This window comes from Microbacterium sp. 01T413_2, assembly GCF_056398985.1.
This window is the reverse complement of the sequence record NZ_JBFTQL010000006.1, coordinates 59,237-78,971: the sequence shown is the minus strand read 5'-3', so window position 1 is coordinate 78,971 and position 19,735 is coordinate 59,237. Positions and strand designations below refer to the sequence as shown.

Genomic DNA, 19,735 nt, shown 5'->3' with positions numbered 1-19,735 from the left:
CCGCAGCCCCCGAGGGCCTCAGCCGACGATGTCCTTCACGCCGGACGCGTACTGCTCACCCAGCTGCTTGCGCACCTCCGCGGGAGACTTGGTGCCGTTGACGAGCTCCTGCAGACCGGCGTTGATCTGGTCGTAGAACGTCGGGGTGGGCCAGTCGGGGTAGAACGCGATGCCGTCGTTCTTGGTGATGGCGTTGAAGTTCTCGATGAGCTGCTTCGACTTCTCATCCGTGATGGCGGACACGTCGGCGGCGACGGGCACGCCGCCGTTGTTGCCGAGGATCGCCTGGATCTCGGGCCGCATCGTGATGTCGATGAACTTCTCCGCGAGGTCCTTGTTCTTCGCACGCTCCGGCACGACCCACATGTTCCCCGCGGATCCGGGGGTGAAGTCGCTGCCCGGGAACAGGAACGTCCCCCACTCGAAGCCCTTGATCTCGCTCATGAACCGGCCGTACCACCAGCTGCCCGAGTAGAACATCGGTGACTGGCCGTTGATGAACGAGACGCCCGCATCCTCGGCCTTGACACCGCTCGCGTCCTTGGAGATGTACCCCTTCGCGGTCCAGTCCGCGATGGTCTGGGTGGCGTAGGTGAGTGGCTCGCCGTTCCAGTCCACCTTGTGCTTGTAGAGCTGGTAGTCGTCGATGAACGACCGGTCGGCCTTGGTCAAGGCCAGCTGGTACCAGAGCTGGCTGAGCGGGTACTCCGCCGCCGACTCGGAGAGGGGAGTCTGGCCGGCGTCCTTCAAGGTCTTCATCGCGGTCTCGAACTCGGAGAGCGAGGTCGGCACGGCGACGCCGGCCTTCTCGAACGCCGTCTTGTTGTAGTAGACCTCGACGTACTCRCCGTAGTTCGGCACGCCGTACCAGCTGCCGGATCCCATGATGCCCTTGTCGTCGTACTTCGCGGTCGTCTGCAGGCTGGAGGCGAGCTTCTTGTCCCAGCCGTACTTCTTCACCGCATCGTCGAGGGGGGCGAGCAGTCCCTGGCTGGACAGCAGGCCCGCGGTTCCGTTGCCCTTGGCGTACTCGAGCACGTCGGGCGCCTGATCGGAGTTGAGCACCTGGCTCGCCGTGGAGCGGATCTGCTCGAAGCTCTTCTCCTCGAACTCGACCTTGGCCCCGGTCTCCTTCTCGAAGACCTTGATCGCCTCGGCCCACGCCTTGCCCATGGCGCTGTCCGCGCCCTCGTAGTGCCACAGGCGCAGGGTCTTGCCCGCGCCATTCGTGTCGCCGCCGCTGCTGCTCGCGCCGCCACTGCAGCCGGTGAGAGCCGCGGCGACGGCCGCCGTCGCGACGACGGCCGCGAGGATCCTGGTGTGCTTCATTGCTACCTCCATGAGATTGTCGAAGCGTTTCGACATTGGTGGAAAAGGGATGGACGTGCGGAACGGGTGATCGAGTGGACGGGTGCTCGGGTGAACGAGGGGCGAGGCCGGGCCTCAGCGGGGAGCGCTCACCGAGCCGAACGGTTGATACCGCGGCGCGGTGAGGCGCACGCCCGGTTCGACGTGCTCTCCATCGGCCAGGCGGGATGCGAGTTCCACGGCGAGCTCGCACGAGATATCGGGCTCGAGCGGGATGCGGTCCAGCGGAGTCGCGAACGAGGAGGTGTCGAACGACGAGCCGACCGACACGACCGACATCTCCCCCGGCACCGAGAGCCCGGCGGCGGCGAGCTCCTCCAGGACGGCCGAGTGCGCCGCGTCGTCGCAGTGCAGCGCCAGGGCGGTGACTCCTTCGCCGATCATGCGCCGCACGGCGTCGCCGATGTCGCGGCGGCGCCCATCGCCCTCCCCGGGGAAGGCCGTCGAGAGGACGACCGCGCGATGCCGCGCCGCCTGCTCGATGCCGCGGCGCACCCGCGGAGGGAAGTTCGAGAGCGCGTACGCGCTCTCCGGGTGGCCGAGGAACCCGATACGGCGATGGCCCGCGTCGGCGAGATGGTCGACGGCGAGCGCGGCGGCCGCTTCGAAGTCGAGGTCGACGCAGACGAGGCCCTCCACGTCGTCGGGCACGCCGATGAAGACCGTCGGCACGTCGATCGCACGCGACAGCGCGACCCGGTCATCCTCCGGCGCGACGTCGAGGACGATGATCCCGTCCACGAGCCCGCTGGCCGAGACCCGGCGCATCCCTGCCGACGCCTCTGCGTCCGTCAGCAGCAGGATGTCGTAGTCGTACCGGCGCGCGGCGATCGAGGTCGCGAGCACGAAGCTCATGTGGGTCGGGGCGTGCGTGTCGGCCCGGAACGGCTCGGTGAGCGCGAAGATGTGAGTGCGGCGCCCCGCGAGCATCCGCGCCCCGGCGTTCGGCTCGTAGCCGAGCCGGGCGGCCGCACGCTCCACTCGGTCCCGCGTGGCCGGTGAGATCGACCGCTTGCCGCTCAGCGCATACGAGACGGTGCTGATCGACACACCGGCGGCCTCGGCCACCTCGTGGATCTTCGCCATCGTCGTCTCCGGTCTTCTTCGGTCGGTACGGATTGCGCTGGTGAAGCGCTTCGACAGCCGACGATAGCGAGCCCGCCGCTCTCGCGCAAGCCTTAAGTTGTTTTCTTCAACTTATCGAGCGGGTGTGCCCCGAGGCGTCCATGCCCGCCGGCTCAGGGCGCGCTGCACCCTACGCTGGTGACGTGCAGCGGGCGACGGTGGAGCGGGTGCGGATCGCATGGACGCGCTCCGCCCTTGACGACCGGCGTGCGGCCGGGCGCGCGCTCATCCGGGAGCTGACCGCCGAACTCGTCCCGGGGGCAGACCTGCGGATCGAGCAGCGCTGCCCGGGCTGCGGTGGGCCGCACGGGCGACCGATGCTGCCGCACGCGCCGGTGCTGGCGAGCGTCGCCTACGCGGGTCCGTGGGTGGTCGTCGCCGTCGGTTCGGATCGAGACGTCGCCGCCCTCGGCATCGACGCCGAGCAGGAGCGCGCCGCGCCCGACCTCGCCGCACTGTTCCCCCTGACGAGTCCGCCGGATCTTCGCGGCTGGACCGCGATCGAGGCGGCGCTCAAAGCCGATGGGCGCGGGCTGCTGCTCTCGCCCGATCAGGTGCGTCTCTCCCCGGACGGCCGCGCGACCGTCCCGGACGGCGGCGAATTCCGGATCCTGCCTGTCGCCACCGCCCCCGGCCTGATCGTCACGCTCGCGCTGCGGCATCCGGATCCAGGCCCGAGGCCCACTCGTCGACCGTGACCACGTCGGCTTGGCGCGGGAACACCTTCTCGAGCAGCACGCGGTGCACCTCCGGGTCCTGATCCGCGCAGGCGTCGGCGAGCACGGTGACCCCGAAGTCGCGATCCGCGGCGTCGCGCAGCGTGCTCAGCACGGCCCCGCTCGTGGAGACGCCGGCGAGCACCAGTTCGTCGGCGCCGAGCCCACGCAGCACCACATCGAGGTCGGAAGCGAAGGCGCCGATCCGGCGCTTGACGACCACGGGCTCTTCCGGCAGTGGCGCGAGCTCGGCGACGATCTGCGTGGCCTCCGCAGATTCGATCAGATGCGAAGACGTCGTCGAGTCCTTGATCGCGCCGAAGGACTTGTTCCGGGCGACGGCCTCGGGGAATCCTTCGCGGAGAGCGACACGGACGAACACGGCGGGGATCCCGGCGGTCCGAGCCGCGGCGAGCGCGCGCCCAGCGTTCTCGATCACGTCGGAACCGCCCGCGGCGTAGCGCCCGGCGATGCCGTTCTGGAAGTCCATGAGCAGGAGTGCGGTGGTCATGACGGCATCCTTGCACAAGATAGACAGTTTTACCTGTTCAGTTTAGGCTGTTGATATGTCCGAGCCTGGGTCCGAGACCGTCATCCCCATCCCGAGTCCCGCGCAGACCGCCCTCGATCTGCGAACCGTGGTGGCCCGCCTGTTGCGGCGCTTCCGCGAGGCGGGCGCCGACGACTCGCTGACCCCGTCGCAGGCCTCGGCGCTCGCTCGGCTGGGCAAGGGCGGTGTCTCGACCGTCAGCGCGCTGGCCGCCGCCGAACGGGTGCGGCCCCAKTCGATGGCGGCGACGGTCGAGACCCTGGAGAGTGCGGGGTTCGTGACCCGCAGCCAGGACCCGAGCGACGGAAGGCGGCAGATCATCGATCTCACGGACGCAGGCTGGGCGCGGATCGAGGGCCAGAAGGATGCCGCGGCCGCCTGGCTGGAGCACGCCCTCACCGACCTCGACCCCGCCGACCTCCGCGCGGTCTCCACCGCCATGGCCGTGCTCGAGCGGATGCTGCCCTGATGCGCTTCCCCGCACCTATCGGGGGTCCTGCTCCCGAGGGACGGTTCGATCGGCGACTGCTCGCGCCGATGATGGTGGGAGCGATCCTCAACCCGATCAACACCGCGATCATCGCGGTGGCGCTCACCCCGATCGGCCTCGCGCTGGGCGCTCCGGCTCGCGAGACCGTGTGGCTCGTGTCGAGCCTCTACCTCGCCACCGCGATCGGGCAGCCCCTGGCCGGTCGCCTCGTCGACATCTTCGGCGTGCGCTCCCTCTTCCTGCTCGGCGCGGTGCTCGTGACCGCCGCCGGCACGATCGGCATGCTCGCGCCGGAGAACCGCGACAGCATCTGGTGGCTCGTGGCGGCACGCGTCATCCTCGGCCTCGGCACCTGCGCGGGCTACCCGGCGGCGATGCACATGATCAGGGCCGAGGGCGAGCGCACCGGCCTCGCCTCGCCGGCCGGGATCCTCACGCTGCTCAGTGTCACGACCCAGACCATCGCCGTGGTCGCGCCCGCGCTCGGCGGCGTGCTCGTCGGCGCCTGGGGCTGGCGCGCCACGTTCGCCGTCAACGTGCCGCTCGGACTCGCCACACTGCTGCTGGGCGCGCTCTTCCTCCCCCGGCGGACGGGGCTCGAGCCCGCCGTGCAGGACCGACCACGGATCGACGGCATCGGGATCGTCCTCTTCGCCGTCACGATGCTCGCCCTGCTCGTCTTCCTGCAGAACATCGCGCCGGCCCTGATCTGGCTGCTCGTCGTGGCACTCGCGGCCGGAACCGTCTTCGTGTGGTGGGAGCGCCGAGTCCCGGATCCCTTCGTCGACGTGCGCGTGCTCTCCGGCAACAGGCCGCTGCTGCTCAGCTACGTGCGATCGCTGCTGACCGCGACCATCTCGTACACGTTCGTCTACGGCTTCACCCAGTGGCTCGAAGACGGCCGCGGCCTCAGCCCGACCGTCGCGGGGCTGGTGCTGCTCCCGGTGTTCGCGGCGGGCATCGCGGTCGCACTCGCATTCGGACGCCGGCCCGAGGTCGTCGGCAAGCTCATGGTCGGATCCGCCGCGCAGCTCGTCGCCGGGATCCTCGTGCTGTTCATGACGGGCTCTTCGCCGATCTGGTTCCTCGTCCTGGCGATGCTGGTGCTCGGCATCCCGCAGGGTCTCAACAATCTCGCGATCCAGAACTCGCTGTACTACCAGGCCGAGCCCGCACGCATCGCCTCCTCGGCCGGTCTGCTGCGCACGTTCTTCTACCTCGGCGCGATCGTGTCGGCCGTGATCTACGGCAACGTCTACGGTGCGCGGGCGACGACGGCCGGCCTGCACGTCCTGGGCTGGGTCGTGGTCGGGATCGCCGTGGTGTTCCTGCTCGTCACGGTGTTCGATCGGTCGCTGCTCAGAATCGGGCGAGCGACCGGATCCGATTCCTGAGCCGGCCGCGAGCCCGAGGGTCGGGCACGAAAGACGAGCCTCAGGGCAGACGGGTGATTCCGCTGTCGTGGAGCCGCGCCGTCGCGGTCCGATCGATGCTCACCCTGACCTGGCCGACGCCATCGATGGCGGCCCAGAACAGGAAGGGCAGGAACACCGTGCGGATCAGCATCGCCCACCCGGCCTTCGCGAACCCGATCGGGGTTCCGTCTTTCATCCGCACCACCTGCGTGCCGGTGAGCACCCCGCCCAGGGCGCGGCCGTTGCGAAAGGCCCAGGCGTAGACGAAGGGCAGCACGACGATCAGGGAGATCCCGATGACGACCGCTCCGACCGCCCGATCGGGGTCGAAGGATCCTGTGCCGTAGAGGATCGCCACGGTGACCGCGACGGCGTACAGCAGGACGGCATCGATCAACCAGGCCAGGAGGGCCCCCGACATGGTCGAGTCGACGTAGAGCGCGCCGTTCTCGAAGGCTCGGACGCGCCTCGCCGCCTCGGGGCCGAGCGTGGGAGCCAGCTGCGTGCTGACCTCCGCGAGAGCTGCTCTGCGGTCGGCGCGCGCGACCGCACCGGGCTGCCGCGTCTCCTCGGTCACCGACGCTGCGCCACGGCGCGCGGGACGACGTTCAGGGCCTGGGTCACGGGGGCGGGCTCCACTCCGCCGGTGCCGGGGGCCGCCTCCGGCAGCGGCGGCAGCGCCGGCTGGTCGAGCCACGCGTCGAAGAACGCCTCAAGCCGGCGTCCGGCGACGGACGCGGCCAGCAGGCGGAAGTCCTCGGTCGTCGCCGTCGCGCCCGCGTTGCGCTCGGTCCACGAACGCAGGATCCGGAAGAACGCATCGTCTCCGACCGTCATCCGCAAGGCGTGCAGCGCCAGGGCCCCGCGCTTGTAGACCCGATCGTCGAACATGAGCTCCGGGCCCGGGTCGGACAACACGAGATCCTGCGGCTCGGCGGCGAGGGCGGCCCAGTGCCCGAGCGCCTTCGCGTGCGCGCTGTGACCGCCGCTGCGCTCGGACCAGATCCACTCGGCGTAGCAGGCGAAGCCCTCGTTCAGCCAGATGTCCCGCCAGCGCGCGACGCCCACGCTGTTGCCGAACCACTGATGCGCGAGCTCGTGCGCGATGAGGCGTTCGAGGCTCCCCCGGCCGTCGATGTGGTTCGCACCGAACACCCCCATGCCCTGCGCTTCGAGGGGGATCTCCAGGTCGTCGGCCGTCACGACGAGCCGGTAGGACGGCAGCGGATAGGGCCCGAACGCCTCGGCGAACACGGCCATCATCTGCGGCAGCGGCGCCAGGTCCGCGTCCACCCGCGCGGCGAGTCCCGCCGGATGCAGCACCTGCCCCACAACACCGGCGAGATCCATGCCTCGAGAGACATATTTCCCGATCTGGACGGTCGCGAGGTAACTGGGCGTCGGCGTGGAGCGCTCGAAGACCCACGTCGCGCGGCCGCCCTTGGTCGTCGTCGACACCGGCTCCGCGGCGGCGACCGCGTATCCGGGGTCCGTGGTGATCGAGATCCGGTACGTCGCCTTGTCGCCGGGGTGATCGTTGCAGGGGAACCACGACGGCGCGCCGATGGGCTGCGAGGCGACGAGCGCGCCGTCCTCCAGCTCCTCCCAGCCGAGCGTGCCCCAGCGCGTGCGCCGCGGGCGCGGGGCGCCGCCGTACGAGATCGTGAGCTCGAACGGATCCCCCGCGGCGAGCTCGCGGCCGAAGGCGACCTTGAGCTTGCGGTCGGTCTGCGTGAAGCCGATGCGCCCGCCGACGTCGCCGCGCACCTTGGTCGCACGCAGCCCCACGAGGTCCAGGGAGACGGCCTTGGTCGCCTCGACGACCCGCCCGCGCACGACGGCGACACCGTCCAGCCGGTTCGTGCCGAGCCGGTAGTCGACGCTCAGGTCGTAGTGCTCGACGCGATAGCGGCGGTCGCCGGAATGCGGGGTGTAGTCGTCGGGGCTCACTGTTCCATGCTCACAGATCGCGGGGCGTGCGCGCTCACGCGGCGGGGCCCTCAGGCCCGTCGGGCATCTCGAGGACCTGAGACTGCTGGTCCGATGCGGGGGTCGAAGCCGCCGGATCCTGATAGCTGCGCACCTTGACCGCGCGCCACGGCCCGATGGGATTGCCGCTCCAGCGGCTGCCCACCGGCACGCTCTCCCCGCGCATCACGAGGGATGCGGGGCCCACCGTGGCGTCGGATCCGATGGTCGCAGCGGGCAGGATCACGCTGTGCGGGCCGAGGGTCGCCCCCGCCTCGAGCGTGACCGTGTCGATGCTCATCACCCGGTCGTGGAAGAGATGCGTCTGCACCACGCAACCGCGGTTGACCGTGGCGCCGTCGCCGAGCGTCACGAGGTCGGGCTCGGGCAGCCAGTAGCTGTCCGTCCAGACGCCCTTGCCGATCGTCGCGCCCAGCGAGCGCAGCCACACGGCGAGCGCGGGCGTGCCCGCCGCCGCGTTGGCGAACCATGGCGCGGCCATCATCTCGGTGAACGTGTCGGCGACCTCGGTGCGCCACACGAAGCTCGACCACAGCGGGTGCTCCCCCGGGCGGATCGGCCCGACGAACGCCCACTTCGCCGCCGTCGCGAATCCGGCGGCGACCGCGCCCGCGGCCAGCAGGACGAGGCCCGAGAGCACCACGGTCCACACCAGGCCGATGCTCAGGGCCAGCGCGGCGAGTGTCAGCAGCACCGCAAGGCCCAGCGCGCAGGTGAGGATGACCGGGACGATGCGGCACAGCTCCCAGAGGCCGCGGGCGACCCGCAGCGCCGCGCGGGGGCGGTAGGTGCGCTCCAGATCCGACTCGTTCACCACCCGGCGCAGGCGCACCGGTGGCGATCCGAGCCACGAGGATCCCGCCTTGGCCTTGTCCGGCGCGGCCGAGAGGACGGCGACGAGACCGTCCTTGGGCACCTTGTGGCCGGCGCCCGCCATGCCGGAGTTGCCGAGGAACGCGCGCTTGCCGATGCGCGCCGCAGCCAGGCGCATCCACCCGCCGCCGAGCTCGTAGGACGCGACCATGGTGTCGTCGGCGAGGAAGGCGCCGTCGTCGATCGTCGTCATCGAGGGGATCAGCAGCACCGTGGAGATCTCCACCTCGGATCCGACCTTCGCACCCAACAGGCGCAGCCACATCGGCGTGATCAGGCTCGCGTACACGGGGAACAGCAGCGTGCGGGCGGAGTCGAGCAGGCGCTCGGTGGTCCACGCCTGCCACGCGATCCGGCCGCGGACCGGGTGGATCCCCTCCCGCAGCCCGATCGACAGCAGCCGGGTCGCCGCCACGACGAGCCCCGCGAACACGACCCCCGTCACCAGCACCGAGGGCACGAGCCAGATCGCCAGTCCCGGGAGCGCGGCCGCGAGCGAGGACGCACCGCGGCCACCCTGCACGAGCACGAGCGCACCGAGCGCGAACGCCAGCACGGGCAGCAGGCCGAGGCCCATGCTCGATGCGGCATATGCCCACAGCCAGCGCCGCGGAGCGGGCGGGCGCTCGGGCGCGAGCGGGGCGGATTTGCCGCCGATGCGCACGGCGGGCGAGCCGGCCCAGCGCTGCCCGGCGCGCACACGGCCGAAGACGGCGGATCCGGGAGCGACCTCGGCGGCGCGGCCGATGCGCGTGCCGGGAGCGAGCGTGCTGCGCGCGCCCACGACCGCGCCCGCGCCGATCCGTATTCCGCCGATGCGCACGGTGTCGCCGTCGATCCAGTAGCCGGAGAGATCGACCTCGGGCTCGATCGCGGCACCCCGGCCGATGTCGAGCATGCCGGTCACGGGCGGCAGCGTGTGCAGGTCGACGTCGGGGCCGATCTTCGCTCCGAGCGCCCGGGCGTAGTAGCTCACCCACGGAGCCCCCGCGAAGCCGACCGGGTCGATCTGGTGGCTGACCTGCTCCGCCAGCCAGAGCCGCAGGTGCACCCCGCCGCCGCGCGGATAGTCGCCGGCCCGCACGCCGGCGAGCAGCATCCTCGCGGCGACCGCGGCGATCGCCATGCGGCCGAACGGCGACGCGAACACCACGAGTCCGACGATCAGCAGCCACAGCGGCGCCGTCGGCAGCCAGTCGAACCCGGGCACCAGATGCAGGATCGCGCTGCCGGTCAGCAGCCACAGCACCCACCGGATGCCGCCGAGCACGAACAGCGGCACGCCCAGGATCGACTGGATCCACTGCATGCGACGCGGCGTGGGCCGGGACTCGTGGAACTCTCCCGGCTCCTCGTCCTCGTCGCCCGCCTCGGCCTCGACGGCGTCGGCCATGCGCCGCAGTCGCGGCAGGTCGTAGACGTCGGCCATCGTGAACTCGGGCGCGCGGGCCCTGATGCGGCTCACCAGCTGCGCGGCCGCGAGGGATCCGCCGCCGAGCTGGAAGAAGTCGGCGTCCTCGTCGAGCGGCCGGGTGCCGAGCACGGCGAACCACTGCTCCGCCAGCCAGGCCGCGGTGCCGGTGAGCGTGGAGTCGTCGGCGTCCGGATCTGTCAGCGGCCACGGCAGTGCCGCCTTGTCGACCTTGCCCGAGGTGCGCACCGGCAGGTCGTCCATGATGGCGAGCAGTGGGATGAGCGGCGCCGGGAGCGTCTCGGCGAGTTCGGCGCGCGCGGTCTGCCGGTCGAAGCCCTCCGTCGGCACCACATAGCCGACGAGCAGGGGGATGCCGCCCTCGCTGCGCTGCACGACGACGGTCGCCGCCGTCACCGCGGTGAGGTTCTGCAGCGCGGCCTCGACCTCGCCGAGCTCGATGCGCCGGCCGCCGATCTTGACCTGGTCATCGGCGCGGCCCTGGAACACCAGGCCCGCCTCTTCGTACCGCACGAGGTCCCCGGAGCGGTAGGCGCGCTCCCAGCCCAGAGACGGCATCGGCGCGTACTTCTCCGCGTCCTTGGCCGGATCCAGGTACCGMGCSAGYCCGACGCCGCCGATCACGAGCTCGCCSACCTCGCCCTCGGCGACSCGGTYGCCCTCGSCGTCGACGACCGCGAGCTCCCAGCCGTCCAGRGGCAGRCCGATCCGCACCGGCTCCCCGGCGCGCAGCGCCTCGCCGTCCATCTCGGCCGCGCAGGCGACGACCGTGGCCTCGGTGGGTCCGTAGGTGTTCCAGACCTCGCGGTCCTCTCCGACCAGCCGCGCGGCGAGTTCGGGCGGCAGCGCCTCGCCGCCGAAGATCAGCAGGCGCAGGTTCTCGATCGCATCCTGGGGCCAGAGCGCCGCGAGCGTCGGCACGGTCGACACCGCGGTGATSCCGTGCCCGAGCAGCCAKGGTCCGAGGTCCTCGCCGGAGCGCACCAGTGCCCGCGGCGCCGGCACCAGGCAGGCCCCATAGCGCCAGGCCAGCCACATCTCCTCGCACGAGGCGTCGAAGGCGACGGAAAGCCCCGCGAGAACGCGGTCACCCGGGCCGAGCGGCGCATCCTGCAGGAACAGGTTCGCCTCGGCGTCGACGAAGGCGACGGCGGAGCGGTGGCTCACGGCGACGCCCTTGGGCACGCCGGTCGAGCCCGAGGTGAAGATGATCCAGGCATCGTCCAACGGCATCGGGTGCGGCACGGTCGTGATCGCGACCGAGTTCGGGTGCGGATCCTCACCGGCGAACAGGCCGGATCCGGATGCACCGCCCGGTCGGGATCCGCCTGTCTGCGTCGAACCGCCGTGCAGATCCGCGGAAACCCGCTGTTCGGCAGCGCCAGACGGATCCGCCGTCGGCGCGAACACCCCGCCCGCCCCGATCACGCCGCGCACCTTCGCCTCGCCGAACACGAGATCGGCCCGCTCCTGCGGATCGTCCGCGTCGACCGGCACGTACGCCGCGCCGGCCGCCATGGTGCCGAGGATCGCGAGGTACAGTTCGCGTCCGCCCGAGGGCATCCTGATGCCGACCCTGTCGCCGCGCATCACGCCGTGCTCGTGCAGCCGGGCCGCCGTCCGCCAGACCTGGGCGAGCAGCTCGGCGTAGCTGAGCGCACCGTCCACATCCTCGATCGCGGAGGCGTCCGGGTATCGGCGGGCGGTGTCGACGAGGATGTCGATCAGCGTGCGCGGCAGCGCCGCGAGCGCGGCACGGTCGAGGATGTCTTGCATCGGTTTCCGTTCGAGCGGCTGCACACAGGGCGCGTGCGCGCCCAGGGTACCGCGGGCGGGGAAACAGCAGGTGAAGCGGATCCCGGTGGGCTGTGCTGCCGCGAGGCTGGCTGCGGGGTCATGGGATTCGCGTTCGCAATTCAGGTCAGAATTGCCAGATCCGCGGAAACTCCACCACATTTCGCCAAGAACCGGCGTTCATCCTGAATTGCGAACACGAGCGCGACGGAATCGCGGAGTCAGCGCGTCGAGAACCCGCGCGATCTGGGTGCGAACCGAGGAGGAGTCGCCGAAGACGTCAGCCGCGATGAATCGGACCGTCACATAGCCCTGGGCCGCCGCCTCGACATCACGGCGTCTGTCTTCCTGTTGCTTGTCCCAGCCCTGATGGAACTCGCGGCCATCGCACTCGATGATGAGCCAGCCGTCGACGAGGAAATCGACACGACCGACCCGCGTGATCGTGACCTGCGTCCGCACATCCACCGGAAGGGTGCGCAGAATCAGGCGTAGCAGCGTCTCGCCGCCCGACTCTGCCCTGCCGTCGACCAGACGGCGCAGCACCTGAGTCCGCGCGGGAAGTGCGCGGAACATCGCATCCAAATCGTCCTCCGACAGCAGCTTCAGATGGAGCAGGCTGTCCAGAGTGGCGACGGCCGCACGGGCCTCCTGGCACAGCACAGCCTGCGCGGCTGCATCCCGGATGCTGACCATGTCTTGCCCAGAGATGTCATCCTCCGGCACTCGCCAGTGGATCACGAGACCTCGCTTGTCGAATCGACCGGCGTGGGCGTTGACTCGGACGTGCGGCCGAGACTCGTCGAGTACGAACACGCCGAGAAGTCGCAGCATCGACACGCAGTCCAGACGACCCCCCGTTCTGGCCGCCGCAATGATCGCAGGCGGAGCATCGCCTCGGGCGTAGCGCCCGCGACGGACTCTGATCAGGCTCCCTCCATCGACCGCCGCGCGAATCGTCCGGGAGGTGAGTCCCGCGGCACGCAGTTCTGCGGTGAGGAAGACCGCTCTCCTCGGGAGGGGCGCCGGCGAGCGAGGATTGTCGTGATGCATGGTCGCGACTCTCTCGGTGTTTCGAAGCGCGGCGGGGCATGAATCCGGAACCCGTGTAGAACGCGCCAGCGCCGCAGCCTGTGCAGGACGAAGGCTCACGTGCTGCGACGCCGGCACTCCATCCCCTATTCAGGAGCGATCTGCGGGATCAGTGGATTCGCGGCGTCTTGTCCGGTGAAAGACCGGGTTCATCCTGAATACGGAACCAGCCGGCGTCGTGACCCAGACTCGGAGCCGGTCGTCCCACCCCCGTCGCCGTCCGTCGGGCCGATGCCCGCCGAATTCAGCCTGAATCCGCTTCTGCGTAGGAGCGACTGCCCTCCGCAGCCCGCGGGTACGCAGCCCGCGGGTAGGCGGCCCGCGGGCGGGCGCCCCGCGCTGGGCCTCAGCCGCCCTCGGCGGCGCTCCGCGGCCCGGTGCCCGGGACCTCAGCCCGCGCCGGGCGGGGTGCGCTTCGAATCGGCGAGCTCGTCGACCACGAGGGAGCGCTCGTCGATCGTGCCGTTGCGGTAGGCCTGGCGGCCGACCATGTGCGCCGACAGGGGCGCGGTCGCGAACTGCATCAGCACGACCGGCGCCACCAGCAGCAGCCCCAGCACGACCCCGATCACGGAGCGCTGCGAGAGCGCGATCGCCAGGCAGATCAGCAGCAGACCGAGCACCTGCGGCTTGGTGGCCGCGTGCAGCCGGCTCGGCACGTCCCGCAGGCGCAGCAGCCCGATCGCGGCGGTCAGGCACAGGAGCGCCCCGATCAGGACGAGGATCCACACCGCCGTGTCCACGACGACATCGGGGATCCGCAGTTCGAACACGTTCATCGCGCTCCCCCGTTGCTGCGGGTCCGGTGCGCGAAGGCCTGGTTCATGGTGACGGCGTTCATGATGGCGTGTTGTCCCTCCGCGCGACATAGCGGGCGACCGAGATGGAGCCGAACACGCCGACCGCGGCGACGACGATCAGCACCGGCAGCGTGCGGGTGTGGTGGTTGATCGCCATGTCGGCACCGAGCACGCACATCACCTCGGTGAGCAGCACGTCCGCGGCGACGGCGCGGTCGAGGATCGACGGTCCGATCACGATGCGGATCACGGCGAGCACGGCGGCGACCGCGAACACGATCATGATGACGAGCAGCAGCGGATTCATCGGCGACCCTCCTCGGATCCCTGGGACGAGCCGGATCCCGGGGACGGACCGGATCCCTTCGGCCGGCGCGGCGTCGGGGAGCTCCCGGCGATCGCCCCGGCGAGACGCTCCCCCTCGGCACGCTCGTCGGCGCGCAACCGCGCGGCCTGCGCCGGAGTGCCGAGGGCGCGCACGATGCGGCGCTCCCAGCGCAGCACGCCCGCGCGCTGGTGCTCCACGTCCTCGAGCGAGCGCACGCCGATCACGTGCAGATACAGGGTGCGGGTGTCGCGGTCGGCCTCGACCACGAGCGACCCCGGGATGAGCGACGACGTCACCGCCACGTGGGTCATCACGAGGTCGTCGGCGTAGCGCAGCGGCACCGCGATGATCGCGGACCGCGGCGCGCGCCTCGGGTTCAGCACCTGCGCGRCGACGCTGAGCGAGCCGTGCACGACCGCGGCGAGGAACTGCACCACCAGCAATGCCGCCCACCACAGGTTGATCCGCCCGGAGAGCTCGATCGTGGGCAGCCGGAACACGCGCGTCACGAACAGCGCCACCGCGATGCCGGTCACGGCCGACAGCACCGTGAACTGGCCCCACAGCAGCATCCACAGCACGATCAGCCAGAGCAGGAACGGCAGCTGCACGCCGATCTCGCGCCAAAGTCCCCGCTTCGTCCCCGGGTTCATGAGGAAACCTCGTCCCCATCGAGCATGTCGAGGTGCACAGGCTGCAGCAGGTTTGCGCCGATCCGCTCGCAGAGTCCGTAGATCGGGCCCGCGAACACGGTCAGCGCGAGGGTGACCGCGACCATGCCGCCTGTCGCGAAGGTCATGATCGTGGGGATCCGGCGCCGCTCCTGCTGCTCGTCGGCGGCCGGTGCGCTGCCGAGATGGGCGATGCGCTCGTTCTCCATCTCCTCCGGCGTCTCATCCTTGCTGCGCCAGAACGCGAGGTTCCACGCGCGCATGAGGGCGTAGAGCGTGAGCAGCGAGGTGAGCACGCCGCCCACGATGAGCACCCAGATCAACGGCGTCGCGACCTGCGCCGCCGCCTGGAACAGCGCGAACTTGCCGATGAACCCCGAGAACGGCGGCAGGCCGCCGAGGTTGATCGCCGGCACGAAGTACAGCACGGCAATGAGCGGCGCCGCCTTCATGAGTCCGCGCACCTTGAGGATCGAGGTGCTGCCCGCGCGTCGCTCGACGAGTCCCACCGCGAGGAACAGCGTGGTCTGCACGATGATGTGGTGCACGATGTAGTACACCGTGGCGCCGATGGCAGCCGGCGTCGCGATCGCCAGGCCGAACACCATGTAGCCGACGTGGCTGACCAGCGTGAACGACAGGATCCTCTTCAGCTCCGCCTGTGCGACGGCGCCGAGTATTCCGATCAGCATCGTCGCGAGCGCCACGATCATGAGCAGCGTGTTGATGCTCGACACGTTGAACAGCTGCGTCTCGGTGCGGATCAGCGCGTACACGCCGACCTTGGTCAGCAGTCCGGCGAACACCGCCGTGACCGGCGCGGGCGCGGTCGGATACGAGTCCGGCAGCCAGAACGACATCGGGAACACGGCCGCCTTGATGCCGAAKGCSACCACGAGCATGAGGTGCAGCACGAGCTGCGTGCTCGGCGGGATCTCCCCGATCCGCTCCGCGATCTGCGCCATGTTCACGGTGCCGAGCGCCGCGTAGATGAGCGCGATCGCGACGAGGAACAGCACGGAGGAGACCAGCGACACGACGATGTAGACCGCGCCTGTGCGGATCCGGGACTCGGTGCTGCCCAGSGTGATSAGCACGTAGGASGCGACCAGCAGGATCTCGAATCCGACGTAGAGGTTGAACAGGTCGCCCGCGATGAAGGCGTTGAAGATGCCCGCCGCGAGGATCAGGTAGGACGGGTTGAAGATCGAGATCGGGGTCTCCTCGGCCCCATCCGCGGCACCCTGGCCCACTGAGAAGAGCAGCACCGCGACCAGCACGATGCTCGACACGAGCACGAGCAGCGCCGCGAGCCGGTCGACGTASARCACGATGCCGAACGGSGCGGGCCAGCCKCCCACCATCACSGCGATCGGCTTSGTCTGGTCCACCACGACGAGYAGGGTCGCGGCGATCACCGAGACCGCGGCGAGCGTGACGACGGTGACGATGACCTGCACGCGGGTGTTGCGGCCGAACACGAGCGTGATCGCGGCGCCCAGCAGCGGCAGGGCGACGAGCAGCGGGACGAGGGCGTTCATCGCGGCTCCTCCCCCGGTTTGCGGTCGTCGTCTGTCTCGGGTGTGCTCGTCTCCGCCTCAGGGGCCGAGCGATCCGCCCGGGAGAACGGGTGCGGATCCGGCCGGTCCACCGGTGCGTCATCGACGAGCCCGTCCAGATCCTTCGCGTGCAGCACACGGATCGGCGACGTCACGACGCCCACGAAGTCGGTCGTGGCGTCCTCGTCCTCGAGATCGACCTCGTCGTCCATGAGGTCTTCCTCGATCTCGGTGCGCTCGCGCAGGGCGAGGTCGGCCTCGTCGTCCTCGACCGTGTCGGCCTTGCCCAGCTGCCACGAGCGGTAGATGAGCGCGAGCAGGAAGGCGGAGACCGCGAATGTGATCACGATCGCGGTGAGGGTGAGCGCCTGCGGCAGCGGGTCGCTCATATCGTCCGCGATGCCGTAGAACGGCGCGCGTCCCGGCCGGCCCATCACGATCAGCAGCAGCAGGTTCACCGCATTGCCGAGCAGCAGGAACCCGATCAGCACGCGGGTGAGGCTGCGTTCGAGCATCGCGTACACGCCGCAGCCGAACAGCACCGCCATCACGATGATGAGCACCAGGGAGACGTCCATCAGATGTCCACCCCCCGCGCGCGCATCTCGAGCGTCTGCCGGTCGACCTCGGCCCCGAGGCTGCGCAGCACATCGAGTACCAGACCGATCACGACGAGGTAGACGCCGATGTCGAAGAACGTGGAGCTGACGAACTCGATGTGGCCGATGACGGGGATCTCCGCCTCCCACACCGCGCTGGTGAGCGGTGCGAGCCCGAAGAACAGCGGCACCACGGCCGCGCCCACCGCGAGGATGAGCCCCGCGCCGAGCAGACGCCCCGCGTCGGTGGGCGCCGCGGCGCCCAGCTCCCAGCGGCCGCCCGCGATGTAGCGCATGACCAGGGCCATGCCCGCGACAAGACCGCCCGCGAAGCCGCCGCCCGGGGCGTTGTGGCCGGCGAAGAGCAGGTAGATCGAGACCACGATGATGGTGTGGAAGAGGATCCGCACGATCACCTCGAGCAGGATCGAACGGTTCTCCGGCTTGACGTTGCCGCCGCCGACGAGCCACGCGCGCGGCGCCGTGTCACCGGCCGTCTGCACGCGCACGCCCTCGGTCGTCTCCACGAGCGGGCCGCGCCGGGCCCGCCGCGGGCCCTCGGGCAGCGCCTTCGTGGCGGAGAGCCGGTCGGCGCGGTGGGTGACGAACACGAGCGAGGCGACGCCGGTGGCCGCGAGCACAAGCACCGACAGCTCCCCCATCGTGTCCCAGCCGCGCAGGTCGACCAGGGCCACGTTCACCACGTTCTTGCCGTGCCCGAGCTCGTAGGCGAGCTTCGGGAACGCCTCGGAGATGGGTTCGGCGACCCGGGATCCGGTGGCGACGATCGCCACGAGCGCCATCATCACGCCCGCTGCGATGCCGAGGATCGCGCGCGGCACCCGGCCGACCGAGGCGTTGTGCTCCCCCATCCGGGCCGGCAGCCGCCGCAGCACCAGCGCGAAGGTGACCAGCGTCACCGTCTCGACGAGGATCTGCGTGAGCGCCAGATCGGGCGCGCCGCTCGTGCCGAACAGCACGACCATGCCGAGGCCCGTGACGGAGACCAGCACGACGCCGGTGTAGCGCTTCTGCGCCCTGATCGCGAGCAGGCCCGCGAAGATCATGATGGGCGCCACCACGAGCTGCACCGGCGTGTGCCACGCGCTCAGCTGCGCATTCGCCGGGCCGCCCGCGATGAGCGCGGTGGTCTCGGCGGCGATCACCACCACGAAGATCGTGCCGACGTAGACCGGCAGCGAACCGCGCTGCGTGAGCGACGTGGTGACCAGGGAGAGCCGGTCCACGCTCCGCATCACGAAGTAGTACGCGTCCTGCGCGGTGAACGGCAGAAGGCGCGGTCGGCGGTCCCAGCCGAGGCGCCGCGTGAGCGGGAACAGCGCGAGACCCAGCAGCACCGCGCCGAGCGAGAGGAACAGGGCCGGCGCCAGACCGTGCCAGAGCGCCAAGTACCCGGGGTCCAGGGGCGAACCGTCGTAGCCGGGTGCCTTCGCGTCGTCCGCGTAGCCGTAGAGCACCACGGTGACCGCCGAGGCCAGCGGGCCCAGCACGAACGTGCCGAACGCGAGCWGCACCGGCGACACCAGGAACCCGAAGGGCGGGGTCGGCCATTCCGTATCGGGCATATAGGCGCCCGTGGCGTCCTTCTTCCGCCAGAACGCCCCCCAGAGGAAGCGCGCCCCGTATGCCGCAGTGAGAATGGATCCGAGGATCACGCCCACGAGCGCCACGATCCCCCACGGGGATCCGCGCTGCGCCTCGTCGAAGAAGGCGGCCAGGGTCGACTCCTTCGCGGCGAATCCGATCGTCGGGGGGATCCCCATCATGGAGCCGACGGCGAGGAAGCCGGTGATCGCGAGCAGCGGCGCCTGCCGGCCGACCCCGCTGATCTCGGTCACGTCACGCGTGGACAGCTGGCGGTCGATGACCCCGACGATGAGGAACAGGGCAGATTTGAACAGGGCGTGGCTGATCACGAGCGCGAGCCCGGCCAGCATCGCGTCCGGCGTCCCATAGCCGAGCACCACGGTGAAGAAGCCGAGCTGACTCACGGTGCCGAACGCGAGGATGCGCTTGAGGTCGGTCTCCCGCAGCGCCTGCACGCCGCCCAGCAGCATCGTGAACACGCCCAGGGTGATCGTGATCGGCCGCCAGGGGCCGGACAGCGCGAACACGGGCGCGAACCGCGCGATGAGGTAGATGCCCGCCTTCACCATGGCTGCGGCGTGCAGGTAGGCGCTCACCGGGGTGGGAGCTGCCATGGCGCCCGGCAGCCAGAAGTGGAACGGGAAGATCGCGGACTTGCTGAGCGCGCCGACGAGCAGCAGCACGATCGCCGCGTCGACCACCGGGCCGGTGGGCGCGATCTCCAGGATCCGCGACATGCTCGAGGTTCCGGCCTCCACGGCCAGGAACACCACCCCGATGAACATCGCGAGCCCGCCCAGCGTCGTCACCAGCAGCGCCTGCAGCGCGGCACGTCGGCTCGCACCGCGGCGGTGATAGTGCCCGATCAGCAGGTAGGAGAGGATGCTCGTCAGCTCCCAGAACATCACCAGCAGCACGAGGTCGTCGGTGGTCACCAGGCCGTACATCGCGCCGGCGAAGGCGAGCAGCACCGCCGCGAACTGGCCGATGCCCTCCTTCGAGCCGCGGAAGTACCAGCGGCAGTACAGCAGCACGAGCGCCCCGACGCCGGTGACGATGAGGGCGAGCAGCCAGCTCAGCTCGTCGAGCCGGAAGGAGAGGGACAGTCCCAGCTGCGGGATCCAGTCGATCGACTCCCGCGGGATCAGCGCGGAGTCATCGGATCCGGCGAGCACCTGGGGCGTCAGCGCGATCAGGTGCACGAACGCGGCCGCCGGCACGAGCGCCGCGACAGCGAAGGCACGGGCGCCGATCCATGAGACCAGAAGCGGCAGCAGCAGCGAGGCGACGGCGAACACGGCGAGGAGCGTCAGCATGGCGGTCTCC

At 70.4% G+C, this 19,735-nt stretch carries 16 protein-coding genes; 3 read left to right on the top strand and 13 right to left on the bottom strand.

The genetic code is table 11. The annotated features are described in order from the left end of the window. Positions 1–18: 18 nt before the first annotated feature. Positions 19–1,329, bottom strand: a complete 1,311-nt coding sequence (locus AC1DMN_RS05625; protein WP_477229952.1) for an ABC transporter substrate-binding protein — start codon at positions 1,327–1,329, stop codon at positions 19–21. A gap of 114 nt (positions 1,330–1,443) precedes the next feature. Continuing rightward, positions 1,444–2,454: a LacI family DNA-binding transcriptional regulator gene (locus AC1DMN_RS05620; RefSeq protein WP_477229953.1), complete on the bottom strand. Its 1,011-nt coding sequence runs from the start codon at positions 2,452–2,454 to the stop codon at positions 1,444–1,446. Between the two features lie 182 nt (positions 2,455–2,636). Between AC1DMN_RS05620 and AC1DMN_RS05615 the strand changes: the two genes are divergently transcribed. Then, a complete protein-coding gene (locus AC1DMN_RS05615) occupies positions 2,637–3,191 on the top strand; it encodes a 4'-phosphopantetheinyl transferase family protein (RefSeq protein ID WP_477229954.1) in 555 nt (184 codons plus the stop codon). On the opposite strand, the gene AC1DMN_RS05610 is transcribed toward AC1DMN_RS05615, so the two are convergent. Then, complete coding sequence (locus AC1DMN_RS05610) at positions 3,136–3,720, bottom strand: cysteine hydrolase family protein (protein WP_441976562.1); 585 nt, start codon at positions 3,718–3,720, stop codon at positions 3,136–3,138. The genes AC1DMN_RS05615 and AC1DMN_RS05610 overlap by 56 nt on opposite strands. A gap of 55 nt (positions 3,721–3,775) precedes the next feature. Here AC1DMN_RS05610 and AC1DMN_RS05605 point away from each other — a divergent pair, with 55 nt between their 5' ends. Both AC1DMN_RS05605 and AC1DMN_RS05600 read left to right on the top strand, forming a co-directional pair. Next, on the top strand, positions 3,776–4,228 hold the full coding sequence (locus AC1DMN_RS05605) for a MarR family winged helix-turn-helix transcriptional regulator (RefSeq protein WP_477383962.1): 453 nt from the start codon (positions 3,776–3,778) through the stop codon (positions 4,226–4,228). Then, the gene (locus AC1DMN_RS05600; protein WP_477229955.1) at positions 4,228–5,643 is read left to right on the top strand and encodes an MFS transporter; all 1,416 of its coding nucleotides are present in this window, start codon (positions 4,228–4,230) and stop codon (positions 5,641–5,643) included. The genes AC1DMN_RS05605 and AC1DMN_RS05600 overlap by 1 nt, the downstream gene beginning before the upstream one ends. 40 nt (positions 5,644–5,683) lie before the next feature. Here AC1DMN_RS05600 and AC1DMN_RS05595 read toward each other — a convergent pair whose 3' ends face one another. From AC1DMN_RS05595 to AC1DMN_RS05550, 10 genes are all read right to left on the bottom strand, one after another. After that, positions 5,684–6,241: an RDD family protein gene (locus tag AC1DMN_RS05595; RefSeq protein ID WP_477229956.1), complete on the bottom strand. Its 558-nt coding sequence runs from the start codon at positions 6,239–6,241 to the stop codon at positions 5,684–5,686. After that, positions 6,238–7,614 carry a M1 family metallopeptidase gene (locus AC1DMN_RS05590; RefSeq protein WP_477229957.1) on the bottom strand — a complete coding sequence of 459 codons (1,377 nt, stop codon included), beginning with the start codon at positions 7,612–7,614 and terminating at the stop codon, positions 6,238–6,240. Before AC1DMN_RS05590 ends, AC1DMN_RS05595 begins: the two co-directional genes overlap by 4 nt. A gap of 34 nt (positions 7,615–7,648) precedes the next feature. After that, entirely contained in the window at positions 7,649–11,734 is a 4,086-nt protein-coding gene (locus tag AC1DMN_RS05585; RefSeq protein WP_477383960.1) for a Pls/PosA family non-ribosomal peptide synthetase, read from the bottom strand. A 198-nt stretch (positions 11,735–11,932) separates the two neighbouring features. Then, a complete protein-coding gene (locus tag AC1DMN_RS05580; protein ID WP_477230353.1) occupies positions 11,933–12,586 on the bottom strand; it encodes an endonuclease domain-containing protein in 654 nt (217 codons plus the stop codon). A 647-nt stretch (positions 12,587–13,233) separates the two neighbouring features. Further along, positions 13,234–13,623, bottom strand: a complete 390-nt coding sequence (gene mnhG, locus AC1DMN_RS05575; protein ID WP_440732778.1) for a monovalent cation/H(+) antiporter subunit G — start codon at positions 13,621–13,623, stop codon at positions 13,234–13,236. A gap of 58 nt (positions 13,624–13,681) precedes the next feature. Then, entirely contained in the window at positions 13,682–13,951 is a 270-nt protein-coding gene (locus AC1DMN_RS05570) for an MrpF/PhaF family protein (protein WP_045271280.1), read from the bottom strand. Next, the gene (locus AC1DMN_RS05565) at positions 13,948–14,625 is read right to left on the bottom strand and encodes a Na+/H+ antiporter subunit E (RefSeq protein ID WP_477383958.1); all 678 of its coding nucleotides are present in this window, start codon (positions 14,623–14,625) and stop codon (positions 13,948–13,950) included. The genes AC1DMN_RS05570 and AC1DMN_RS05565 overlap by 4 nt, the downstream gene beginning before the upstream one ends. After that, entirely contained in the window at positions 14,622–16,184 is a 1,563-nt protein-coding gene (locus tag AC1DMN_RS05560; protein WP_477383956.1) for a Na+/H+ antiporter subunit D, read from the bottom strand. The genes AC1DMN_RS05565 and AC1DMN_RS05560 overlap by 4 nt, the downstream gene beginning before the upstream one ends. Next, entirely contained in the window at positions 16,181–16,780 is a 600-nt protein-coding gene (locus tag AC1DMN_RS05555) for a Na(+)/H(+) antiporter subunit C (RefSeq protein WP_441976556.1), read from the bottom strand. Before AC1DMN_RS05555 ends, AC1DMN_RS05560 begins: the two co-directional genes overlap by 4 nt. After that, on the bottom strand, positions 16,780–19,725 hold the full coding sequence (locus tag AC1DMN_RS05550; protein WP_477383954.1) for a Na+/H+ antiporter subunit A: 2,946 nt from the start codon (positions 19,723–19,725) through the stop codon (positions 16,780–16,782). Before AC1DMN_RS05550 ends, AC1DMN_RS05555 begins: the two co-directional genes overlap by 1 nt. Between the last annotated feature and the right edge of the window lie 10 nt (positions 19,726–19,735).